At 75.9% G+C, this 16,486-nt stretch carries 18 protein-coding genes; 9 read left to right on the forward strand and 9 right to left on the reverse strand.

Annotated features, from left to right (window positions below; genetic code table 11):
- Window positions 1–12 precede the first annotated feature (12 nt).
- The gene (locus ACH4PY_RS20310) at window positions 13–921 is read right to left on the reverse strand and encodes an SDR family oxidoreductase (protein ID WP_398184679.1); all 909 of its coding nucleotides are present in this window, start codon (window positions 919–921) and stop codon (window positions 13–15) included.
- A 94-nt stretch (window positions 922–1,015) separates the two neighbouring features.
- Between ACH4PY_RS20310 and ACH4PY_RS20315 the strand changes: the two genes are divergently transcribed.
- Window positions 1,016–1,591 carry a TetR/AcrR family transcriptional regulator gene (locus ACH4PY_RS20315; protein WP_398184304.1) on the forward strand — a complete coding sequence of 192 codons (576 nt, stop codon included), beginning with the start codon at window positions 1,016–1,018 and terminating at the stop codon, window positions 1,589–1,591.
- Between the two features lie 38 nt (window positions 1,592–1,629).
- Here the strand turns inward: ACH4PY_RS20315 and ACH4PY_RS20320 are convergent, their stop codons facing one another.
- From ACH4PY_RS20320 to ACH4PY_RS20345, 6 genes are all read right to left on the reverse strand, one after another.
- Window positions 1,630–1,920 carry a DUF6510 family protein gene (locus tag ACH4PY_RS20320; protein WP_398184307.1) on the reverse strand — a complete coding sequence of 97 codons (291 nt, stop codon included), beginning with the start codon at window positions 1,918–1,920 and terminating at the stop codon, window positions 1,630–1,632.
- Window positions 1,921–1,963: 43 nt separating this feature from the next.
- Complete coding sequence (locus ACH4PY_RS20325; RefSeq protein ID WP_398184310.1) at window positions 1,964–2,683, reverse strand: FAD-binding oxidoreductase; 720 nt, start codon at window positions 2,681–2,683, stop codon at window positions 1,964–1,966.
- Window positions 2,671–3,270: a molybdopterin-dependent oxidoreductase gene (locus ACH4PY_RS20330; RefSeq protein WP_398184313.1), complete on the reverse strand. Its 600-nt coding sequence runs from the start codon at window positions 3,268–3,270 to the stop codon at window positions 2,671–2,673. The genes ACH4PY_RS20325 and ACH4PY_RS20330 overlap by 13 nt, the downstream gene beginning before the upstream one ends.
- A 100-nt stretch (window positions 3,271–3,370) precedes the next feature.
- Window positions 3,371–3,742, reverse strand: a complete 372-nt coding sequence (locus tag ACH4PY_RS20335; protein ID WP_398184315.1) for a fluoride efflux transporter FluC — start codon at window positions 3,740–3,742, stop codon at window positions 3,371–3,373.
- Complete coding sequence (locus ACH4PY_RS20340) at window positions 3,739–4,242, reverse strand: fluoride efflux transporter FluC (protein WP_398184319.1); 504 nt, start codon at window positions 4,240–4,242, stop codon at window positions 3,739–3,741. The genes ACH4PY_RS20335 and ACH4PY_RS20340 overlap by 4 nt, the downstream gene beginning before the upstream one ends.
- A 391-nt stretch (window positions 4,243–4,633) precedes the next feature.
- Complete coding sequence (locus tag ACH4PY_RS20345) at window positions 4,634–5,224, reverse strand: hypothetical protein (protein WP_398184322.1); 591 nt, start codon at window positions 5,222–5,224, stop codon at window positions 4,634–4,636.
- A 239-nt stretch (window positions 5,225–5,463) separates the two neighbouring features.
- Here ACH4PY_RS20345 and ACH4PY_RS20350 point away from each other — a divergent pair, with 239 nt between their 5' ends.
- Window positions 5,464–5,901 (forward strand): nuclear transport factor 2 family protein, encoded by a 438-nt coding sequence (locus tag ACH4PY_RS20350; protein ID WP_398184325.1) that lies wholly within the window; start codon window positions 5,464–5,466, stop codon window positions 5,899–5,901.
- 45 nt (window positions 5,902–5,946) lie between these two features.
- Here the strand turns inward: ACH4PY_RS20350 and ACH4PY_RS20355 are convergent, their stop codons facing one another.
- Complete coding sequence (locus ACH4PY_RS20355) at window positions 5,947–6,243, reverse strand: dsRBD fold-containing protein (RefSeq protein WP_398184328.1); 297 nt, start codon at window positions 6,241–6,243, stop codon at window positions 5,947–5,949.
- Window positions 6,244–6,415: 172 nt separating this feature from the next.
- Between ACH4PY_RS20355 and ACH4PY_RS20360 the strand changes: the two genes are divergently transcribed.
- Window positions 6,416–7,072 carry a PhzF family phenazine biosynthesis protein gene (locus ACH4PY_RS20360; protein ID WP_398184330.1) on the forward strand — a complete coding sequence of 219 codons (657 nt, stop codon included), beginning with the start codon at window positions 6,416–6,418 and terminating at the stop codon, window positions 7,070–7,072.
- A gap of 98 nt (window positions 7,073–7,170) precedes the next feature.
- Here ACH4PY_RS20360 and ACH4PY_RS20365 read toward each other — a convergent pair whose 3' ends face one another.
- A complete protein-coding gene (locus tag ACH4PY_RS20365) occupies window positions 7,171–7,662 on the reverse strand; it encodes a peptidylprolyl isomerase (protein ID WP_398184333.1) in 492 nt (163 codons plus the stop codon).
- Window positions 7,663–8,202: 540 nt separating this feature from the next.
- Here ACH4PY_RS20365 and ACH4PY_RS20370 point away from each other — a divergent pair.
- The 6 genes from ACH4PY_RS20370 (at window position 8,203) to ACH4PY_RS20395 (ending at window position 16,486) form a co-directional block, all read left to right on the forward strand.
- Complete coding sequence (locus tag ACH4PY_RS20370) at window positions 8,203–8,412, forward strand: type A2 lantipeptide (RefSeq protein WP_398184336.1); 210 nt, start codon at window positions 8,203–8,205, stop codon at window positions 8,410–8,412.
- 181 nt (window positions 8,413–8,593) lie between these two features.
- Entirely contained in the window at window positions 8,594–9,391 is a 798-nt protein-coding gene (locus ACH4PY_RS20375) for a hypothetical protein (RefSeq protein WP_398184338.1), read from the forward strand.
- Between the two features lie 128 nt (window positions 9,392–9,519).
- Entirely contained in the window at window positions 9,520–11,646 is a 2,127-nt protein-coding gene (locus tag ACH4PY_RS20380; protein ID WP_398184341.1) for an NHLP family bacteriocin export ABC transporter peptidase/permease/ATPase subunit, read from the forward strand.
- Between the two features lie 88 nt (window positions 11,647–11,734).
- A complete protein-coding gene (locus ACH4PY_RS20385; RefSeq protein ID WP_398184343.1) occupies window positions 11,735–14,560 on the forward strand; it encodes an NHLP bacteriocin export ABC transporter permease/ATPase subunit in 2,826 nt (941 codons plus the stop codon).
- A gap of 485 nt (window positions 14,561–15,045) precedes the next feature.
- Window positions 15,046–15,984, forward strand: a complete 939-nt coding sequence (locus tag ACH4PY_RS20390) for a carbohydrate kinase (protein WP_398184346.1) — start codon at window positions 15,046–15,048, stop codon at window positions 15,982–15,984.
- A 91-nt stretch (window positions 15,985–16,075) separates the two neighbouring features.
- Window positions 16,076–16,486, forward strand: coding sequence for a RidA family protein (locus ACH4PY_RS20395; protein WP_398184349.1), 411 nt, complete (start codon window positions 16,076–16,078; stop codon window positions 16,484–16,486).

Here is a 16,486-nt window from a genome sequence, read left to right on the forward strand (position 1 = left end):
CGGGAGCGCGGCTCAGGCGCGGAAGTAGTGGCCCTCGTCCAGGTCGGCCAGCAGGCCGGGCCCGGTCGGGTGCCAGCCCAGCAGCTCCTGGGTGAGCTCGCTGGAGGCCGGGGCGTCCAGCCCGGCGAAGCCGGCCATCCAGCCGAAGTGTTCCCCCGCGTCCTCGGGCGCGACGGAGGTGACCGGCACCCCGAGGTGGCGGCCGATCGTCCCGGCGATCTCCCGGAAGGGCACGCCCTCCTCGGCGACGGCGTGCAGCACCGATCCCGCCGGGGCCTTGTCCACCGCGAGGGCGAACAGCTTCGCGGCGTCGGAGCGGTGGACGGCGGGCCAGCGGTTGGCGCCCTCGCCGATGTAGCCGGCCGACCCCTTCTCCCGGGCGAAGGCGATCAGGCTCGCCAGGAAGCCGTGGTCGCCGTCGCCGTGGGCGGTCGGCGAGATCCGGACGACCGACGAGCGCACACCGCGCGAGGCGAGCGCGAGCACGGCCCCCGCGGTGGTCCCGCGGATGGAGAACGGGGTGCCGTCGCTCTGCGGCATGTCCCGCTCGGTCGCGAGGCGGCCCGGTTTGAGGCCCGCCACGCCGGAGGCGAGCACCAGCGGGCGGTCGCTGCCGGCGAGCGCCTCGCCGAGCGCGTCGACGGCCCGGCGGTCGGCCTCGGCGGCTTCCTGGAAGCTGCCGGAGAAGGCGATGTCGTGCTTGAAGGCGAGGTGGATCACCCCGTCGGACGCGGCGGCGGCGTCCCGCAGGACGTCGAGGTCGTCGACCGTGCCCCGGACGACGTCCGCGCCGGCCGCGGTCAGCGCCGCGGCGGAGGCGTCGGAACGGGCGAGGCCGGTGACCTGGTGGCCGGCGGCGATCAGCTCGGGCACGGTGGCGGCGCCGATCCAGCCGGAGGCACCGGTGACGAAGTAGCGCATGGAGAGGACCCCAGACATTCGATAGGTGATGTCAGTTGCTGTCATCGACACTAACACTCGATGTCAGCGACTGCCATCACGGTAAAATCCAGCCATGGGCAGATGGGAGCCGGACACACCCGGCCGGCTGGCGAAGGCGGCGCTGGACCTCTACAGCGAGCGCGGCTACGAGCAGACGACCGTCGCGGAGATAGCGGGCCGCGCCGGGCTGACGGAGCGGACGTACTTCCGGCACTACGCCGACAAGCGCGAGGTGCTGTTCGCGGGCAGCGCCGTGCTCCAGGAGGTGTTCGTGACGGCGGTCGCGGGCGCCCCGGACGGCGCGGGGCCGCTCCGGGCCGTGGCGGCGGGACTCGACGCGGCGACCGCGATGTTCGCCGACCGCCGGGACTTCGCGTGCAAGCGGCAGGCGGTGGTCATGGCCAACGCCGACCTGCTGGAGCGCGAGCTGATCAAGCTCGCGACACTGTCGGCCGCGCTCTCCGCCGCCCTGCGCGAGCGCGGCGTGCCCGAGCCCGCAGCGACGGTGGCCGCGGAGGCGGGCGTCGCCGTCTTCAAGGTCGGCTTCGAGCGCTGGGTCGCCCCCGACGAGACCCGCGGCCTGCCGGAGCTGGTGCGCGGCACGCTGGACACGCTGGCCGGGGTCGTCGTGGAGGACCGCGGCCACTGACCGCGGGCGGCCCGGGTCGGGGCCGGGTCAGGGCCGGGTCAGGGCCGGGTCCGCCCCGGCGGGCGGTCGAAGCGGAAGGCCCCGCCGCCGCTGCCCAGTTGCAGCCACAGGTGGTGGGGCTGCTCCACGAAGCGCAGGGCGACGACGCCGCAGCCGGGGCAGCGGCCGGTGAGGCCGGGGTCCGGGCCGTAGAGGTGGAGCTGCGCCATCGTGCCGGTGAGCCCGCAGTTCGGGCAGCTCCGCCACGCCGTGGTGGGGTCGGCGGCGAGGACCGCCGACAGAGGGCCCGCCAGGGCGTTGCCGTCGAGCCGGGTGAATGCGTCGTTCATGGCCTGTGCTCCTCCGGGTCTGCCGGGTGGTGCCGGTCGGGGGTCATCCGAAGCGTTCGGTCCTGATCGTCCCGGGCGGGTGGCCGCCGTCGACGAGCAGTTCCGCGGCGCGCTCGACGAAACCGGTGGGCCCGCACACGAAGCACCGGAGGTCGCCGAGGTCCGCGCCGAGGGCGGTCACCAGGTCGCCGGCCCCGATGCGGGCGGCCGGCCGGCCGTCGGGCGACCTGCGGGTGTGGACGTAGGTGACGCCCAGCCCGCGCTGCTGCGCGGCGGCCAGCTCGTCGCGGTACCAGACCTGGTCCGGGTCGCGGACGGAGTAGGTCAGATGCATGGGAACGGCGGCGGCGCCCGCGTAGTTGGCGCGCACCATCGCCATCAGCGGGACGATCCCGCATCCGCCCGCGGCGAGCAGCACGGGGCCCTCCTGCCGCGGGTCCCACCGGAACCAGCCGCCGAGCGGACCCCTGACCTCGACGTCCGCGCCGACCGGCAGGTCGTGGACGAGGTACGCGGAGACCTCGCCGTCGGGCACGTCCTGGACCCCCAGCTCGATGCGCGCGCCGTCCGCCGGAGCGGCCAGCGAGTAGCTGCGCACCGCCTGGTAGCCGTCGTCGGCCGTCAGCCGGACGTCCACGTGCTGCCCGGGGAGGTGGCCCGGCCAGGACGGTGTGTCGAGGAGCAGCGTGAATCCGCTCGGCGTCTGGGCGTGGCGTGCGGTGAGACGGGCCCGGCGCCAGCCGTCCGCGGTCAGTCGTTCCATGTGCGCTGTTCCCGCCAGGGGTCACCGTAGTTGTGGTAGCCGGCGGACTCCCAGAAACCCGGCTCGTCGGTGTGGGACAGGGCCAGGCCGTTGACCCACTTGGCGGACTTCCAGAAGTACAGGTGCGGGATCAGCAGGCGGGCGGGACCGCCGTGGTCGGGCGCGAGGTCGTAGCCGTCGAAGGAATGGACGAGCCACGCCTTGCCGCCGGTGATGTCCGCCAGCGGGAAGTTGGCCGTGTAGCCGCCGTAGCACCGCGCCTGCGCGAATTCCGCGCGTGTCTCCACGCCGTCGAGGAAGGCGTCCAGCGGGACGCCGCGCCAGGCGGTCGCGAACTTCGACCACCGGGTGACGCAGTGGATGTCCACGGTCGGCTCCTCCTGGGGCAGGGCCGTCATGGCCTTCCAGTCCCAGGTCCGGGATGCGCCGGTCTCCGTCGTGACGGTGAAGGTCCACGCGTCCCGCTCGACGCGCGGGGTCGGCCCGGCCGACAGGACGGGAAAGGACTCGGTCGGGTACTGCCCCGGCGGCAGCACGCCGTCGAAGCGGTGCCGCCGTCCGTGGAAACCGGGTGAGAGTCGTGTCATGATCATCTGCCTCGTGGGAAGGACGCGGGGTGCTCCGCCGGGCGCGGGCGGTCCGGTGCGCGCGGACCGGGCGGCCCCGGCGGGGCCCGGCGCGGCGCGCTCACCAGATCCGCCCGCCGATCGTGCGGCCCGCCCAGGCCAGCAGGACACCGGCCACCACGGTCGTACCGAGGTAGCACGCGGCGAGTACGGCCGTACGGGCGCGCAGGAAGCCGGTCGTCTCCCAGGCCAGGGTGGACCAGGTGGACAGCGCGCCGCAGAAGCCGACCGCGACGACCGACTGGATCCACGCCTGGGGCACCCGCATCTGGAGCGCGATGCCGAGCAGGAGGCAGGCGGCGCTGTTGACGGCGAACGTGCCCACGGGAAAAGGCCGCGCCGTGGTCGACTTCGCCAGCACGCCCGCCCAGTAGCGCACCGGCGACGCCACGAAGGCACCCAGCGCGAGCCATCCCCAGTCCGCGCCGTTCACCGGCCCGCCGCCGCGTGAGCGGGCACCGTCCGCACCATCCGCACCGTCAGCGCGCGGCCCCCGGCGCACGCGAGGAGCGCGCCCACCACAGTGGCCGCGGCGTACAGCACCCCGAGCCCGGCGTGGCCGTGGGACAGCAGCCGCTGGGTGTCGGCCGCGTAGGAGGAGAAGGTGGTGAAGCCGCCGAGGAAGCCGCTGCCGAGCACCGGGCCCGCCCACATCGGGGACGCGGGCCTGCGGTGCAGCGCCGCCATCAGCACGCCCATGGCGGCGCAGCCGGCGAGGTTGACCGAGAAGGTGATCCACGGGAAGCCGTTCGCGGCGTCCGTGCCGAGCTGCCCGACCCCGGCCCGGGCGAGGGCGCCCGTCGCGCCGCCGCCCGCGACGAGCACGGTCATCCACACCGCGTGCAGACCGGCTGCGGTCGGGTGCGGGAAGAGCCGGTGGAAGAGCGCCGCGTCCGCCGGAACGGCTGCCACGGTCTCGGCTGCGTCGGCCATGTCGGTCCGCCCTTCGCAAGGGTGCGCGCACGGAGCGCGGGGCACCCGGCGCGGGCCGCCTGTCGTACCGCCGCGTGGTTCTCCCTCCTCAAGGGTGGGGCAACCGGGGACATCCGCAACACGAGGCCGCAACGGGCGGCGGCGCCGCGGAGGCCGAGCGGGAACTCGGCGCCGGCTGCCGGACAGCCGGGTGCTCAGCGGCGCCCCCGCACGGCCGGGCGGGCCCTCGGCGGCGCCCCCGCACGGCCGTGCGGCTCTCACCGCGGCGGCCGCACGTCCGAATCCCCACCGGCGGCTGTCGCACGTACGGCCGGTCCTCAGCGGCGCCCACCGCCCGGCCCGGCACGGGCGCGGACCGCCGGGGGCCGCGTGCCCGGTTCGCCGCCTCCGGTCAGGCGTCGCCGGTGGCCGCGCCGCCCGCGAGGGCGAGCCGGAGGGTCTGCGTGCCGAGGTGGGTGTCGCCCAGCGAGCAGAGCAGCGGGCCGCCCCTGGCGTGCAGTTCGAGCCGCCACACGCGCTGGACGGTGCCGCCCTGGCCGATCGTGGAGGTGTGGATCCGCTCGACGACGCGGACGTCCGGCCACGGCAGGACGGCGAACCCCTCCGGACGGGACGGGTCCGGCGATCGCGCGGGCGGGTAGCCGATGACGAGGCCGCCGTCGAAGAGGTGCAGCCGCGGGACGCGGGACGCGCGCCGCCGCTCGTAGCCGAAGGCGAGCACGGGGACGGCGACCCCGGCCATGACCAGCGTGGCGCCGACGGACGCCGCGACCGGGCCGAAGGGCCCGGCGAGCAGGCCGATGCCCGAGGGCAGCAGGGCCACCGCGAGCGCGATGCCCGCGCAGCCCGCGTCACCGCCGCCCAGGGCCACGCTCCCGTGCGCGGCGCCGAAGCCGTGCTGCTCGGCGAGCCGGACCACCTCGCGCCGGGTGGCCGGTCCGTTCGTCCCGTCGAGTGCGCTCTCGTCCGCCGTGTCCGTCACCGCCCCGTCCCTCCGTGTGTGTCCGGTGCCAGGTGCCCGCTGAGACGGCGCCCGCCGCACCCGCGGTTCCCGTCCGCGCGCGCCACTGCCGCCGCCCGATCGGGCGGCGGCAGTGGCGCGCGCGTGCAGTGGCGTGAAATGGCCACACCTGACCGCGACATAGTCAACACTGTGACTAGTCACCTTCATGACTATCGAGAAGAGGCCCCCAGCCAGGGCTTCACAGGGGAGGTACGCCCGTGGCCACCGCAGAGCGCTTCCGCGCCGCCGTCGAGAACCGGGAACTTGCCGCGCTCGACGCCCTCTTCACCGACGACATCCGCCTCTACAGTCCCGTCAAGTTCCGGCCGTTCGAAGGACGGCGGCTGGTGACCGGGCTCTTCGGGGTGCTCTACCGGACCTTCGAGGACGTCCACTACGGCGGCCGGCTCGACGGAGCCGCGGAACGCGGCGTGGACGGGGCGCGCGCCACCGCCACCGCGCTGCCCTTCCAGGCGACCGTCAAGGGCCGCCAGATCCACGGCATCGACCTGCTGCACTTCGACGGCGCCCGGCGGATCACGGAGATCACCGTGCTGATCCGCCCGCAGTCCGCGGTGCTGATCGTGGCCGAGGCGATCCACGCGGGACTGCTCGCGGACGGGCTGCTGCCCGCGCCGGTGCCCGCCGAGCGCTGAGGTCCGACGGGCACCGGGACGTCGCGGCCGCGGCGCGGGACCGGGTCAGCGGGCCGCCGGCTCGTGGGAGGCGGACTTCTCGTTGGCGGCGGCGTCCACCGTCGCCATCCGGAGCAGCTGCCTGCCCAGGTCCAGCAGCGCGCGCCCGGCGGCGTACTCGTCGCCGATCTCGGGGGCGGGCGGGTCGCCCGGGTTGCGCTGCGCGGTGGTCTGCGTGCGCAAGGTGCGCTCACCGGTGTCGAGGGCGGCCTCGACGGTGGTGGCGTCCTTGCTCTCCTCGGCGATCTCCAGGTTGAGGGTCCAGGACTTGGTGCGCGTCTTCGGCGCCGTCTGCTGCTGCATCACGAGACCGTCCCATCCGTGTCCGATTGCGTGCCGGACCCGGCCTCCGTACCGCACATGCCGAACCGGTCGGTCGCGCGCGTGCCGCGTCCGGCCCCCTTGTGCCCGCTCGCCTACCCCGTGCGCCCGCCCGCAAACGCGTCCGGCCCGTACGGCGTGGTTGACTGCGCGGGTGACCGAATACGACGTCCTGCGGGTCTTCTGCGGAGCCGACGGGCAGCACGGCAACGAGCTGGCCGTCGTCCGCGACGGCTCCGCGCTGCCCGACCCCCTCGACCGGCTGCGGCTCGCCGCCAAGCTGGGCTTCAGCGAGACCGTCTTCGTCGACGACCCCGAGCGCGGCGTCCTCGACATCTGCACCCCCACCCTGCGGCTGCCCTTCGCGGGGTACCCGTGCGTCGGCACGGGCTGGCTGCTCGACCTGCCGGAGCTGGTGACGCCCGCGGGCGTGGTGGGCGTCCGGCTGGACGGGGAGTTCTGCTGGATCGAGGCGCTGCCGGCCTGGGCACCGCCGCGCACCCTGCTCCAGTACGGCTCGGCGGCCGAGGTGGACGCGCTGGAGGTGCCGCCGCCCGGCGAGTGGATCTACGCGTGGGCCTGGCAGGACAAGGCCGCGGGCCGGATAAGGGCGCGGGCGTTCCCGGGCCGGAACGACGGGATCGACGAGGACGAGGCGACCGGCGCCGCCGCGCTGCTGCTCACCGCCCGGCTGGGGCGGGCACTGAACATCACGCAGGGCCGCGGCTCGCAGATCATGACCGCGCCGCTCCCGGGCGGCGCCGTGGAGATCGGCGGCCGGGTGCGGCTGGACGGCCAGGAGGCGCTCTGACCCGTCATTTCCGGCCGAAGAACGCGTGAGGGCCCCCGGCGGCGCGCCGGGGGCCCTCACGGGTGCCCCGCCGGGCGGCGGGGCGTGGTCGAGACCGGTCAGTCGACGATGCCGGATTCGGTGATGACGACCTTCGCGGACGGCGTGCCGCTGCGCGAGCCCTTGCCCTCGATCGTCTTGACGAGCTCCTGGCCCTCGACGACCTCGCCGAAGACGACGTGCTTGCCGTCCAGCCAGTCGGTCACGACGGTGGTGACGAAGAACTGCGAGCCGTTGCTGTTCGGCCCGGCGTTCGCCATCGAGAGCAGGAACGGGCGGTCGTGCTTGAGCTGGAAGTTCTCGTCCTGGAACTTCTCGCCGTAGATGCTCTTGCCGCCGCGGCCGTCACCGGAGGTGAAGTCGCCGCCCTGGAGCATGAAGGCCGGGATGATCCGGTGGAAGGCGGAGCCCGCGTACCCGAAGCCGTGCTCGCCGGTGGCCAGCTCACGGAAGTTCTGGGCGGTCCTGGGCACCACGTCGTCGAAGAGCCGGAAGACGATGCGTCCGGAGGGTGCGCCGTCGATCGAGATGTCGAAGTACACATTGTTCATGGTCCCCATCCTCGCATCCCCGGCCGCGCCGCTCATGCGCCGGGGCCGGTGGCGGGTGTCCGGAATTCCGACATGGCGGCAGATGCCCTGATCTCACGCCCGTCTGCCGACGTGACCGCACGAATACGGTTTTCGGCGGGACCGCACATCACGGGCGCAGACTCTGCACACACATCCGGTGGACCGTTCACCGCACTTCCGGAAGGCACGTTTGTGCGCAGAGGTGTTCGACGCGCAACGCGGCTCCCGCGGTGCCCGTGCGCGGTGTGCGAATTCCCAGGGGAAAGCCGTGTGAAGAATTCGTCGGCATCCGGTGAGCGGATCCGGCACACCGCCGCCACCTGCACCGATCCCCGCACGGTCGCGGGTGGCCGGGTCGGCGCGGACGTGATTGCATCGTGCGCCATGCGGCGGTCGACCCGATCCGCCGCGTAATTCCCCGGCACCAGGCGGGCGTTGGGATCGCCCTGCCCTGATAACGGCGTCCATCCGGTCGACGGGGTTTTCGAAACAATGGGCTGACGAAGGGAACAACCAGCCATGCGCAAGGACACCACCCCGCAGGTCGAGACCCGTGAGATTGCCGACAGCGAGCTGGACGGCGTCTCCGGCGGCATTCTGGGCCCGGTTCTCGACACCGTCTGGACGGTCGACTCCATGCTGCCGACCGTCTCCGACGTCGCGGGTCTGGCCACCTCGGCGACCGGCCTGGACGTCGCGCCGCTGACCGGCCTCACCGCCGGTCTGTGACCGCACGCGCGTGACCGGCGGGCACTGACCGCAGGACACGGCCGGCGGACGGGCGCGGCAGCGCGCGGCCGGCGGACAGGGATCGACCGTGGACCCCGGGGCCTGACATCCCGGGGTCCACGGCGCTGCCAGGGACCGCCCCGGAACCGCCGGGGCGCGAGGGAGAAAGGGACAGGGGCGGGTGGAATTCCGGCAGAAGGCACTGGCGCGGCTGCGCTCCCCGGAGGAGCTGGACCTGCCGGTGCGGCTCGCCCGGCCGCAGGGGCTGCCCGCGCTGGCCGTCGCCCTGGTGGTGCTGGCCGCCGCGGCGGTGTGGGCGGTGGGCGGCTCGGTGACCTCCCGTACGACGCTGCCGGGCGTGCTCACCCGGGGCCGCGGCGGCTATGTGCTGCAGAGCCCGCTCGCGGGCCAGGTGGTGGACGTACGGGCCCGGGTCGGCGACCTGCTGGCGGCCGGCGCCCCGCTGCTGGACGTGCGCACCGCACGGGGGACGCAGGCCGTGCGGATGGTCGCGGGCGGGCGGCTGACCGCGCTGCCCGCCGGGATCGGCACGGTGGTCGCCGCGGGCACGCAGGTCGCCGGTGTGGAGCTGGCCACGTCGCCGGACGACCCGCTGGAGGCGGTGCTCTACGCGGCGGGCGGTACGGCGGTGCCGGTGGGGGCGCGGGTGGAGCTGACGGTGGAATCGGTGCCCGCGGACCGCTACGGGGTGCTGCGCGGCACGGTCGCGGCGGTCGGCCGCGAGCCGCAGAGTGCCGGACAGATCGCGGGCTTCCTCGGTGACGCCCGGCTCGGCGCCGCCTTCGCCGCGCACGGCGCGCCGCTGGCCGTGACCGTACGGCTGGACCGGGCCGCGGGCAGCGCGAGCGGCTACCGCTGGTCGCGCGGCGGCCCGCCCTTCCGCCCGGCCTCGCTCACCCCGGTCAGCGGCTCGGTGCTGCTGCCCGCGCAGCGGCCCGTCGACTGGCTGCTGCCGTGAGCGCCCGGCACACCGGCCGGGGCGCGTCCCCGGCGGCGCGGAGCGGACGGCACCGGCCCCGCGCGGCCGTGCCGGACGCGGTCCGCGGGCGCGGCGGGCGGCGGGCGCGCACACCCGTGGTGCTCCAGATGGAGGCCGTGGAGTGCGGGGCGGCCGCGCTCGCGACGGTGCTGGCCCACCACGGGCGGCACGTGCCGCTGGAGGAGCTGCGGGTGGCCTGCGGGGTCTCCCGCGACGGCTCGCGCGCGAGCAACCTGCTCAAGGCCGCCCGCGGCCACGGCCTGACCGCCAAGGGCATGCAGATGGAGCCCGCCGCGCTGGCCGGGACCCGGCCGCCCGCCGTGCTGTTCTGGGAGTTCAACCACTACGTCGTCTACGAGGGCACCGGGCGGCGCCTCGGGCGGCGCGGGGTGCACCTCAACGACCCCGCGCGCGGGCGCCGTTTCGTCACCGCCGAGGAGTTCGACGCCGCCTTCACCGGGGTGGCGCTGACCTTCGAACCCGGCGCCGGCTTCACCCGCACACCCCGCCCGCCGGGCTTCGTCCGCGGCCTCCCGGCCCGGCTGCGCGGCGCCTCGGCGACGACGGCCGCCGCGGTGCTCGCCGGTTTCCTGCTGGTGCTGACGGGGGCGGCCGCGCCCGCGCTGAGCCGTACCTACATCGACACCTTCCTGCTCGGCGGGCAGACCTCGCTGCTGGGCACGCTCCTGACGGCCATGGGCACGCTGGTGGCCCTGACGGCGCTGCTGACGTGGGTGCAGCAGGCGAACCTGCTGCGCGGCCGGATCGCGTCCGCGACGCTCGGCAGCGCGCGCTTCATGCGGCACCTGCTGCGGCTGCCGGTGCGCTTCTTCGCCCAGCGCAGCCCCGCCGACCTGGTGCAGCGCCTCCAGTCGCACGACACCGTCGCCGAGACACTGGCCCGCGACCTCGCGGCGGCCGGGGTGGACGCGGTCGTGGTGCTGCTCTACGCGGCGCTGCTGTGGACGTACGACCCGCAACTGATCGCCCTGGGCGTGCTGGTGGCGCTCGCGAACGTGGCGGCGATGCGGACGGTGGTGCGGATGCGCGCCACCGGCACCCGCAAGCTGCGGGCCGACACCGCCCGGCTGACCAGCACCGCCTACAGCGGGCTCCAGCTGATCGAGACGATGAAGGCCACCGGGGGCGAGGACGGCTACTTCCGCCGCTGGGCGGGACAGCACGCCGCGACGCTGGAGGGCCGTCAGCGGCTCGGCGTGCCCGGCGCGGTGCTCGCCGTCGCCGCGCCCACGCTGGCCGCGGCCAACAGCGCCCTCGTCCTGCTGATCGGCGGCCACCGGGCGGTCGGGGGCGGGATCACGGTCGGGCTGCTCGTGGCCTTCCAGGCGCTGGTGACCGGTTTCACCGCGCCGGTCACCCGGCTCAGCGCGGTCGCCGGACGCGCGCAGGACCTCGCGGCGGACGTGGCCCGGCTCAAGGACGTGGAGAACTTCCCCGCCGACCCGGTCCACTCCCCCGCCCGCGCCGCCGGCCGCCCGGCGGACGCGCGCCGGCTCACCGGCCATGTCGCCCTGGACGGCGTCACGTTCGGCTACAGCCCGCTGGACCCGCCGCTGCTCACCGGCTTCTCGCTGGCGGTCGGCCCCGGCCGTCAGGTGGCGCTCGTCGGCGGCTCCGGCAGCGGCAAGTCCACGGTGGCCCGGCTCGTCGCGGGCCTGTACGAGCCGTCGTCCGGCGAGGTGCGGATCGACGGCCGGCGGCTCGCCGACCTGCCGCGCGCGGTGCTCGCGGCGTCGGTGGCCTTCGTCGACCAGGACGTCTTCCTCTTCGAGGGCACCGTGCGCGACAACGTGACGCTGTGGGACCCCTCGATCCCGGACGAGGCGGTGCGCGCCGCGCTCGCTGACGCCGCGCTGCTGGACGTCGTCACCCGGCGCCCCGGCGGCATCCACGGCCGGGTCGAGCAGGACGGCCGCAACTTCTCCGGCGGCCAGCGCCAGCGCCTGGAGCTGGCCCGCGCCCTGGTCCGCGACCCCGCGGTGCTGGTGCTGGACGAGGTCACCAGCGCGCTGGACGCCGAGACGGAGCGGCTGGTCATCGACAACCTCCGGCGGCGCGGCTGCGCCCGGGTGGTGGTCGCGCACCGGCTCAGCACCGTACGCGACAGCGACGAGATCGTGGTGCTGGAGCAGGGCCGGATCGTCGAACGCGGCCGCCACGAGGGCCTCGCCGCGGCGGGCGGCCCGTACGCCGCGCTGGTCCGGGAGCGCTGACATGCCCCAGCACCCGTTGGGCCCCTTCCCCCCTCGGTACGACCAGATCCCGCCTGCGACCCCGGACCCGTACGTCCACGGTGGCCCGATGCCCGGTCAGCCGCCCTACGCGGACGCGCGCTTCCCGGCCTCCGGGGATCGTCCGGGGCATCCGGATTCCGTCATAGGGGCGCTGGGCGGGCTCGGTGAGGCCGTCGACTGCGCGGGGACGAGCAGTGTCGCGCTCGCCGGGCCGGAGGGGCTGTGGCTGGTGACCGACGGCGCCATGGACCTCTTCGCGGTCGACGGTGACGGCGGCGGGCGGTGGCACTTCCTGGGGCGGCTCGAACCCGGCACGGCGCTGCTGGGCCCGCCGCAGGGGCCCCACCACACGCTGGTGGGTCGCCCGTTGGCGGGGTGCGGGCTGCGGCGCGTGGGGCTGCGCGAGCTGTTCGCCGGACCCGACCCGTACCGGCAGGCCGCGCCGGGCCCGTTGGAGGAGGCCTTCGCGCGCGGCGTGGGGCGCGGTCTGCGGCTGGTGTTCGAGGCCCGGGTGGACGGGCGGCCCGCCGCCGAGACCGCGGTGGCCGAGGACGACGTCCAGTGGGTGGCCGTGGAGCCGGGCAGCGTCCGCTACGGCGCCGACTTCGGCCCGGACGCCGCCGGGCACCTGCTGATCGACGGCGCCCTGTGGCAGCGCATGGTGCGCCAGCAGTCGCGGCTGCTGATCGCGCTGGGCCGGTGGATCGCCGAGCTGGAACACGCCCACGAGGAGCGCGCCGCGGCCGGGACGCGCGCGGGCGCCGCCGCCGGCGCCGAGGCCGACCGGGTGCTGCTGGCGGCCGCGGAGGGGGCGGCGGACTCCCCCGGCGGCCACGGGGCGGACGCGCTGCTCGCGGTGTGCCGGCTGGTGGGCGCGGCGGCGGGCGTGGCCGTCGCGGAGCCCGCCGCGGGAGCGGCCGAGGACCGGCTCGGGCCGCTGGACCGGATCGCCGTGGCGTCCGGTTTCCGCACCCGCGAGGTCGCGCTGGGCGCGCGCTGGTGGCGTACGGACGCCGGGCCGCTCGTGGGCCGGACCGCCGCGGGCGCTCCGGTCGCGCTGCTCCGGCGGCGCGGCGGTTACACCGCCGTGGACCCGGCGGCCGGGCGGGCGGTCCGGGTCCGCGCGGGCACCGCGGCGGGCTACGCGGACCGGGCCGTGATGTTCTACCGCCCGCTCCCGCCGGGCCCGGTGTCCGCGCGGCGGCTGCTGCGCTTCGGGCTGCGCGGCACCGCCGCCGACCTCGGCCGGCTGCTGGCCGGGAGCCTGGTCGCGGTGGGGCTCGGCGCGCTGGTGCCGCTGGCCACCGGGCGGATCCTCGGCTCGTACGTGCCGCGCGGCGAGAACGGGCTCATCACGCAGGCCGCGCTCGCGGTGATCGCGGCGACCGTGGTCTCCGCGGCCTTCATGCTGGTGCAGAACATCGCGGTGCTGCGGCTGGAGGGCCGGATCGAGGCGGCCCTGCAACCGGCCGTGTGGGACCGGCTGCTGCGGCTGCCCACCGGCTTCTTCGCCCGCCGCTCGACCGGGGAGCTGGCGAGCGCGGCGATGGGCGTCAGCTCGATCCGCCGGGTGCTGTCCGGGACGACCGCGGCGGCCGTGCAGGCCGGTACGGTCGCGGCGGTCAACCTGGCGCTGCTGCTCTGGTACAGCGTGCCGCTCGCGCTCGCCGCGCTCGGCATGCTGGCCGTCGTCCTGGCGGTGCTGGTGGCGGCGGGCCTGGCCCAGCTGCGGTGGCAGCGGCAGTTGGTGGAGCTCAGCAACCGGCTGGCCAACCAGGCGTTCCAGACGCTGCGCGGCCTGCCGAAGCTGCGGGTCGCGGCCGCCGAGAGCTTCGCGTACGCCGCGTGGGCGGCGGACTTCGCCCGCAGCCGCGAACTCCAGCGCAGGGCGGGCCGGGTGGCGAACACCGCCGCCGCCGTCAACGCCGTCTACCTGCCGCTGTGCACGCTCGCGGTCTTCGCCCTGCTCGCGGGCCCGGCCCGCGGCAGCCTGTCCCCCGCCGCCTTCCTGACCTTCAACTCGGCGGCCACGATGATGCTCTCCTCGGTCGGACAGCTGACCGGCGCGCTGCTGTCGGCGGTCACGGTGCTGCCGATGGTGGAGCAACTGCGGCCGGTGCTGGAGGAGGCCCCCGACGTGCCCGCGGGCAGCACCCGGCCCGGCGAGCTGACCGGCGCGATAGAGGCCGCCGCGGTGTCGTACCGCTACCCCGGCGAGGGGCCGCTGGTGCTGGACGAGGTGTCGCTGCGGATCGCGCCCGGCGAGTTCGTGGCGATCGTCGGACCCAGCGGGTGCGGCAAGTCCACGTTGCTGCGGCTGCTGATCGGCTTCGACGCGCCGCTCACCGGCAGCGTCCGCTACGACGGGCAGGACCTCGCGGCGCTGGACCGCGCGGCGGTGCGCCGCCAGTGCGGGGTGGTGCTCCAGCACGCGCAGCCCTTCAGCGGCTCGGTGTTCGACTGCATCCGCGGGGCGGGCGACCACACCGTGGAGGAGGCGTGGCAGGCCGCGGCCCTGGCGGGGCTCGCGGCGGACATCAAGGCGATGCCGATGGGGATGCACACCGTCCTGCCGGACGGCGGCGGCGCCGTCTCCGGCGGCCAGCGGCAGCGCCTGATGCTCGCCCAGGCGTTCGTCCGCCGCCCACGGATCCTCTTCCTGGACGAGGCGACGAGCGCGCTGGACAACGCGACGCAGCGCGCCGTGACCGCCGGCACGCACGCCCTGCGAGCCACCCGGGTGGTCGTCGCGCACCGCCTGTCCACCGTCCTGGACGCCGACCGCGTCCTGGTGATGGACGCGGGCCGCATCGTCCAGCAGGGCCCACCCGCGGACCTGCTGGCCGACACCACGGGCCCCTTCCACGCACTGGTACGCCGCCAGACTCTGTGAGAGCCCCCGCCGGTCGCCGCCCGCCGGACGAGCACGGGCCGTCCCGCCGCCTGCCGCCCAGCGCCGTGGGATCGCGGACGATCCCCGCCCGCCGCCACCGGACACCGCGAAGGCCCGGCCCGAGCACGGGCCGTCCCACCGGCCACCGCCGGACCGCGTGACGACACCGGCCGTCCCGCCACCTGCCGCCCCACGCCGTACCGGCGCGAGCGCCGTCCTGCCGACCGGCAGCCGTGGGGACGCGAACGAGTCCCGCCCGACCGCTCCCGGACGCCCCGAAGGCCCGCACGGCCCACCGACCACCACCGGACGCCGTACGAGCACGGGCCGTCCCACCGACCACCACCGGACCGCGTAACGACACCGGCCGCCCCGCCACCTGCCGCCCCACGCCGTACCGGCGCGAGCGCCGTCCCGCCGACCGGCAGCGGGGGGGGGCGCGGGATGCCGCGAGGGGGTGGGGTGGGCTGGGGGATGATGGGGGGATGACCGAATTCCTGGCCGTCGGGGAGAGCGTCGCCGACGTCGTCCGTACTCCCGGCGCTCCCGACGTCACGCATCCCGGCGGCAGTTCGGCCAACGTCGCCTACGGGCTGGCGCGGCTCGGGCGGGGGGTGGCGCTGCTCACCCAGCTCGGGGACGATCCGGCGGGCGGGCTCATCAGGGAGCACCTGGAGTCCGCGGGGGTGCGGGTGCTGACGGACGGGCGGGCGGGGCAGGCCACCCCCACCGCCGTCGTCACGCTCGACGCGCGCGGCGCGGCGACGTACGACTTCGCGATCGGCTGGACACTGCGGCCGGTGGACTTCCCGGCGGAGGGCGTGCGGCACGTGCACCTGGGGTCGATCGGCGCGGTGGTGGCGCCGGGCGCGGACGCGGCGCGGGAGGTGACCGCGCGGCTGCGCGCGTCGGCGACCGTGAGCTACGACCCGAACGTGCGCCCCGCGCTCATGGGCGAGCGGGCCGCGGCCGCCGCGGCGGCGGAGCGGTGCGTGGCGCTCAGCGACGTCGTCAAGGCCAGTGACGAGGACCTGGCATGGCTCTATCCGGGCGAGCAGCCCGGCGAGGTGGCGGCACGCTGGCTGCGGCTCGGGCCCGCGGTGGTCTTCGTGACGCTCGGCGCGCAGGGCGCGCACGCCTTCACCGCGGCGGGCCGGGTGGCCGGTGCGCCCGTCCGCACCGAGGTCGTGGACACCGTGGGGGCCGGTGACGCCTTCACGTCCGCCGCCCTGGACACCCTTCACTCGCTGGGGCTGACGGGCGCCGCCGCCCGCCCCCGGCTGGCCGCCGCCCTCGACGGGACCGTGCTGGCCCGCGTCCTGCACCGGGCCGGGACCGCGGCGGCCCTGACCGTCTCCCGCGCGGGGGCCCGGCCGCCGGACGCCGCGGAGCTGTCCGCGGCGGTCGCGGTACCGGCGCGCTGACGGCCCGCACCGCCGGGCGCGCGAGCCCGCGCGGGGCCGGGCGGCGGAAACACGGGTGCGGGCGGGAGCGACGACGGGTCAGACTCGCGGCATGACGCAGCGGATCACCCGAATCAATCCCGGGCGGCTCCACCCCACGCCCGGCTACCACCACGTCACCGTCGTGACGGCCGGGCGCACCGCCCACCTCGCCGGGCAGTGCCCGCTGGACGAGGCCGGCGACCTGGTCGGCCCCGGCTCGCTGGACGCCCAGGTCGACCGGATCGTCGAGAACGCCCTCATCGCGCTGGCGGCGGTGGGCGCCGGACCGCAGGACGTGATCCGCTCGGTGATCTACGTCCGCAGCGACGACCGGGACAAGCTCGGCGCCGTGTGGCAGCGCCTCACCTCGTCCGCGCTGGCCGAGGCGTTCACCTCGGCCAGCACCCTGCTGGGCGTCACGCAGCTCGGATTCACCGGCCAGCTCGCCGAACTCGACCTCACCGCGGCCCTGCCCGACTGA

The sequence above is a fragment of the Streptomyces sp. NPDC021224 genome (assembly GCF_044332905.1).
Lineage (GTDB): Bacteria > Actinomycetota > Actinomycetes > Streptomycetales > Streptomycetaceae > Actinacidiphila.

Coding starts and splice junctions, on each gene's coding strand:
- ACH4PY_RS20325 (WP_398184310.1), bottom strand. CDS start 2,683: ATGGAACGACTGACCGCGGACGGCTGGCGCCGGGCCCGTCTCACCGCA.
- ACH4PY_RS20315 (WP_398184304.1), top strand. CDS start 1,016: ATGGGCAGATGGGAGCCGGACACACCCGGCCGGCTGGCGAAGGCGGCG.
- ACH4PY_RS20310 (WP_398184679.1), bottom strand. CDS start 921: ATGCGCTACTTCGTCACCGGTGCCTCCGGCTGGATCGGCGCCGCCACC.
- ACH4PY_RS20380 (WP_398184341.1), top strand. CDS start 9,520: ATGGAGGCCGTGGAGTGCGGGGCGGCCGCGCTCGCGACGGTGCTGGCC.
- ACH4PY_RS20365 (WP_398184333.1), bottom strand. CDS start 7,662: ATGAACAATGTGTACTTCGACATCTCGATCGACGGCGCACCCTCCGGA.
- ACH4PY_RS20390 (WP_398184346.1), top strand. CDS start 15,046: ATGACCGAATTCCTGGCCGTCGGGGAGAGCGTCGCCGACGTCGTCCGT.
- ACH4PY_RS20340 (WP_398184319.1), bottom strand. CDS start 4,242: ATGGCCGACGCAGCCGAGACCGTGGCAGCCGTTCCGGCGGACGCGGCG.
- ACH4PY_RS20330 (WP_398184313.1), bottom strand. CDS start 3,270: ATGACACGACTCTCACCCGGTTTCCACGGACGGCGGCACCGCTTCGAC.
- ACH4PY_RS20320 (WP_398184307.1), bottom strand. CDS start 1,920: ATGAACGACGCATTCACCCGGCTCGACGGCAACGCCCTGGCGGGCCCT.
- ACH4PY_RS20395 (WP_398184349.1), top strand. CDS start 16,076: ATGACGCAGCGGATCACCCGAATCAATCCCGGGCGGCTCCACCCCACG.
- ACH4PY_RS20355 (WP_398184328.1), bottom strand. CDS start 6,243: ATGCAGCAGCAGACGGCGCCGAAGACGCGCACCAAGTCCTGGACCCTC.
- ACH4PY_RS20385 (WP_398184343.1), top strand. CDS start 11,735: ATGCCCGGTCAGCCGCCCTACGCGGACGCGCGCTTCCCGGCCTCCGGG.
- ACH4PY_RS20370 (WP_398184336.1), top strand. CDS start 8,203: ATGCGCAAGGACACCACCCCGCAGGTCGAGACCCGTGAGATTGCCGAC.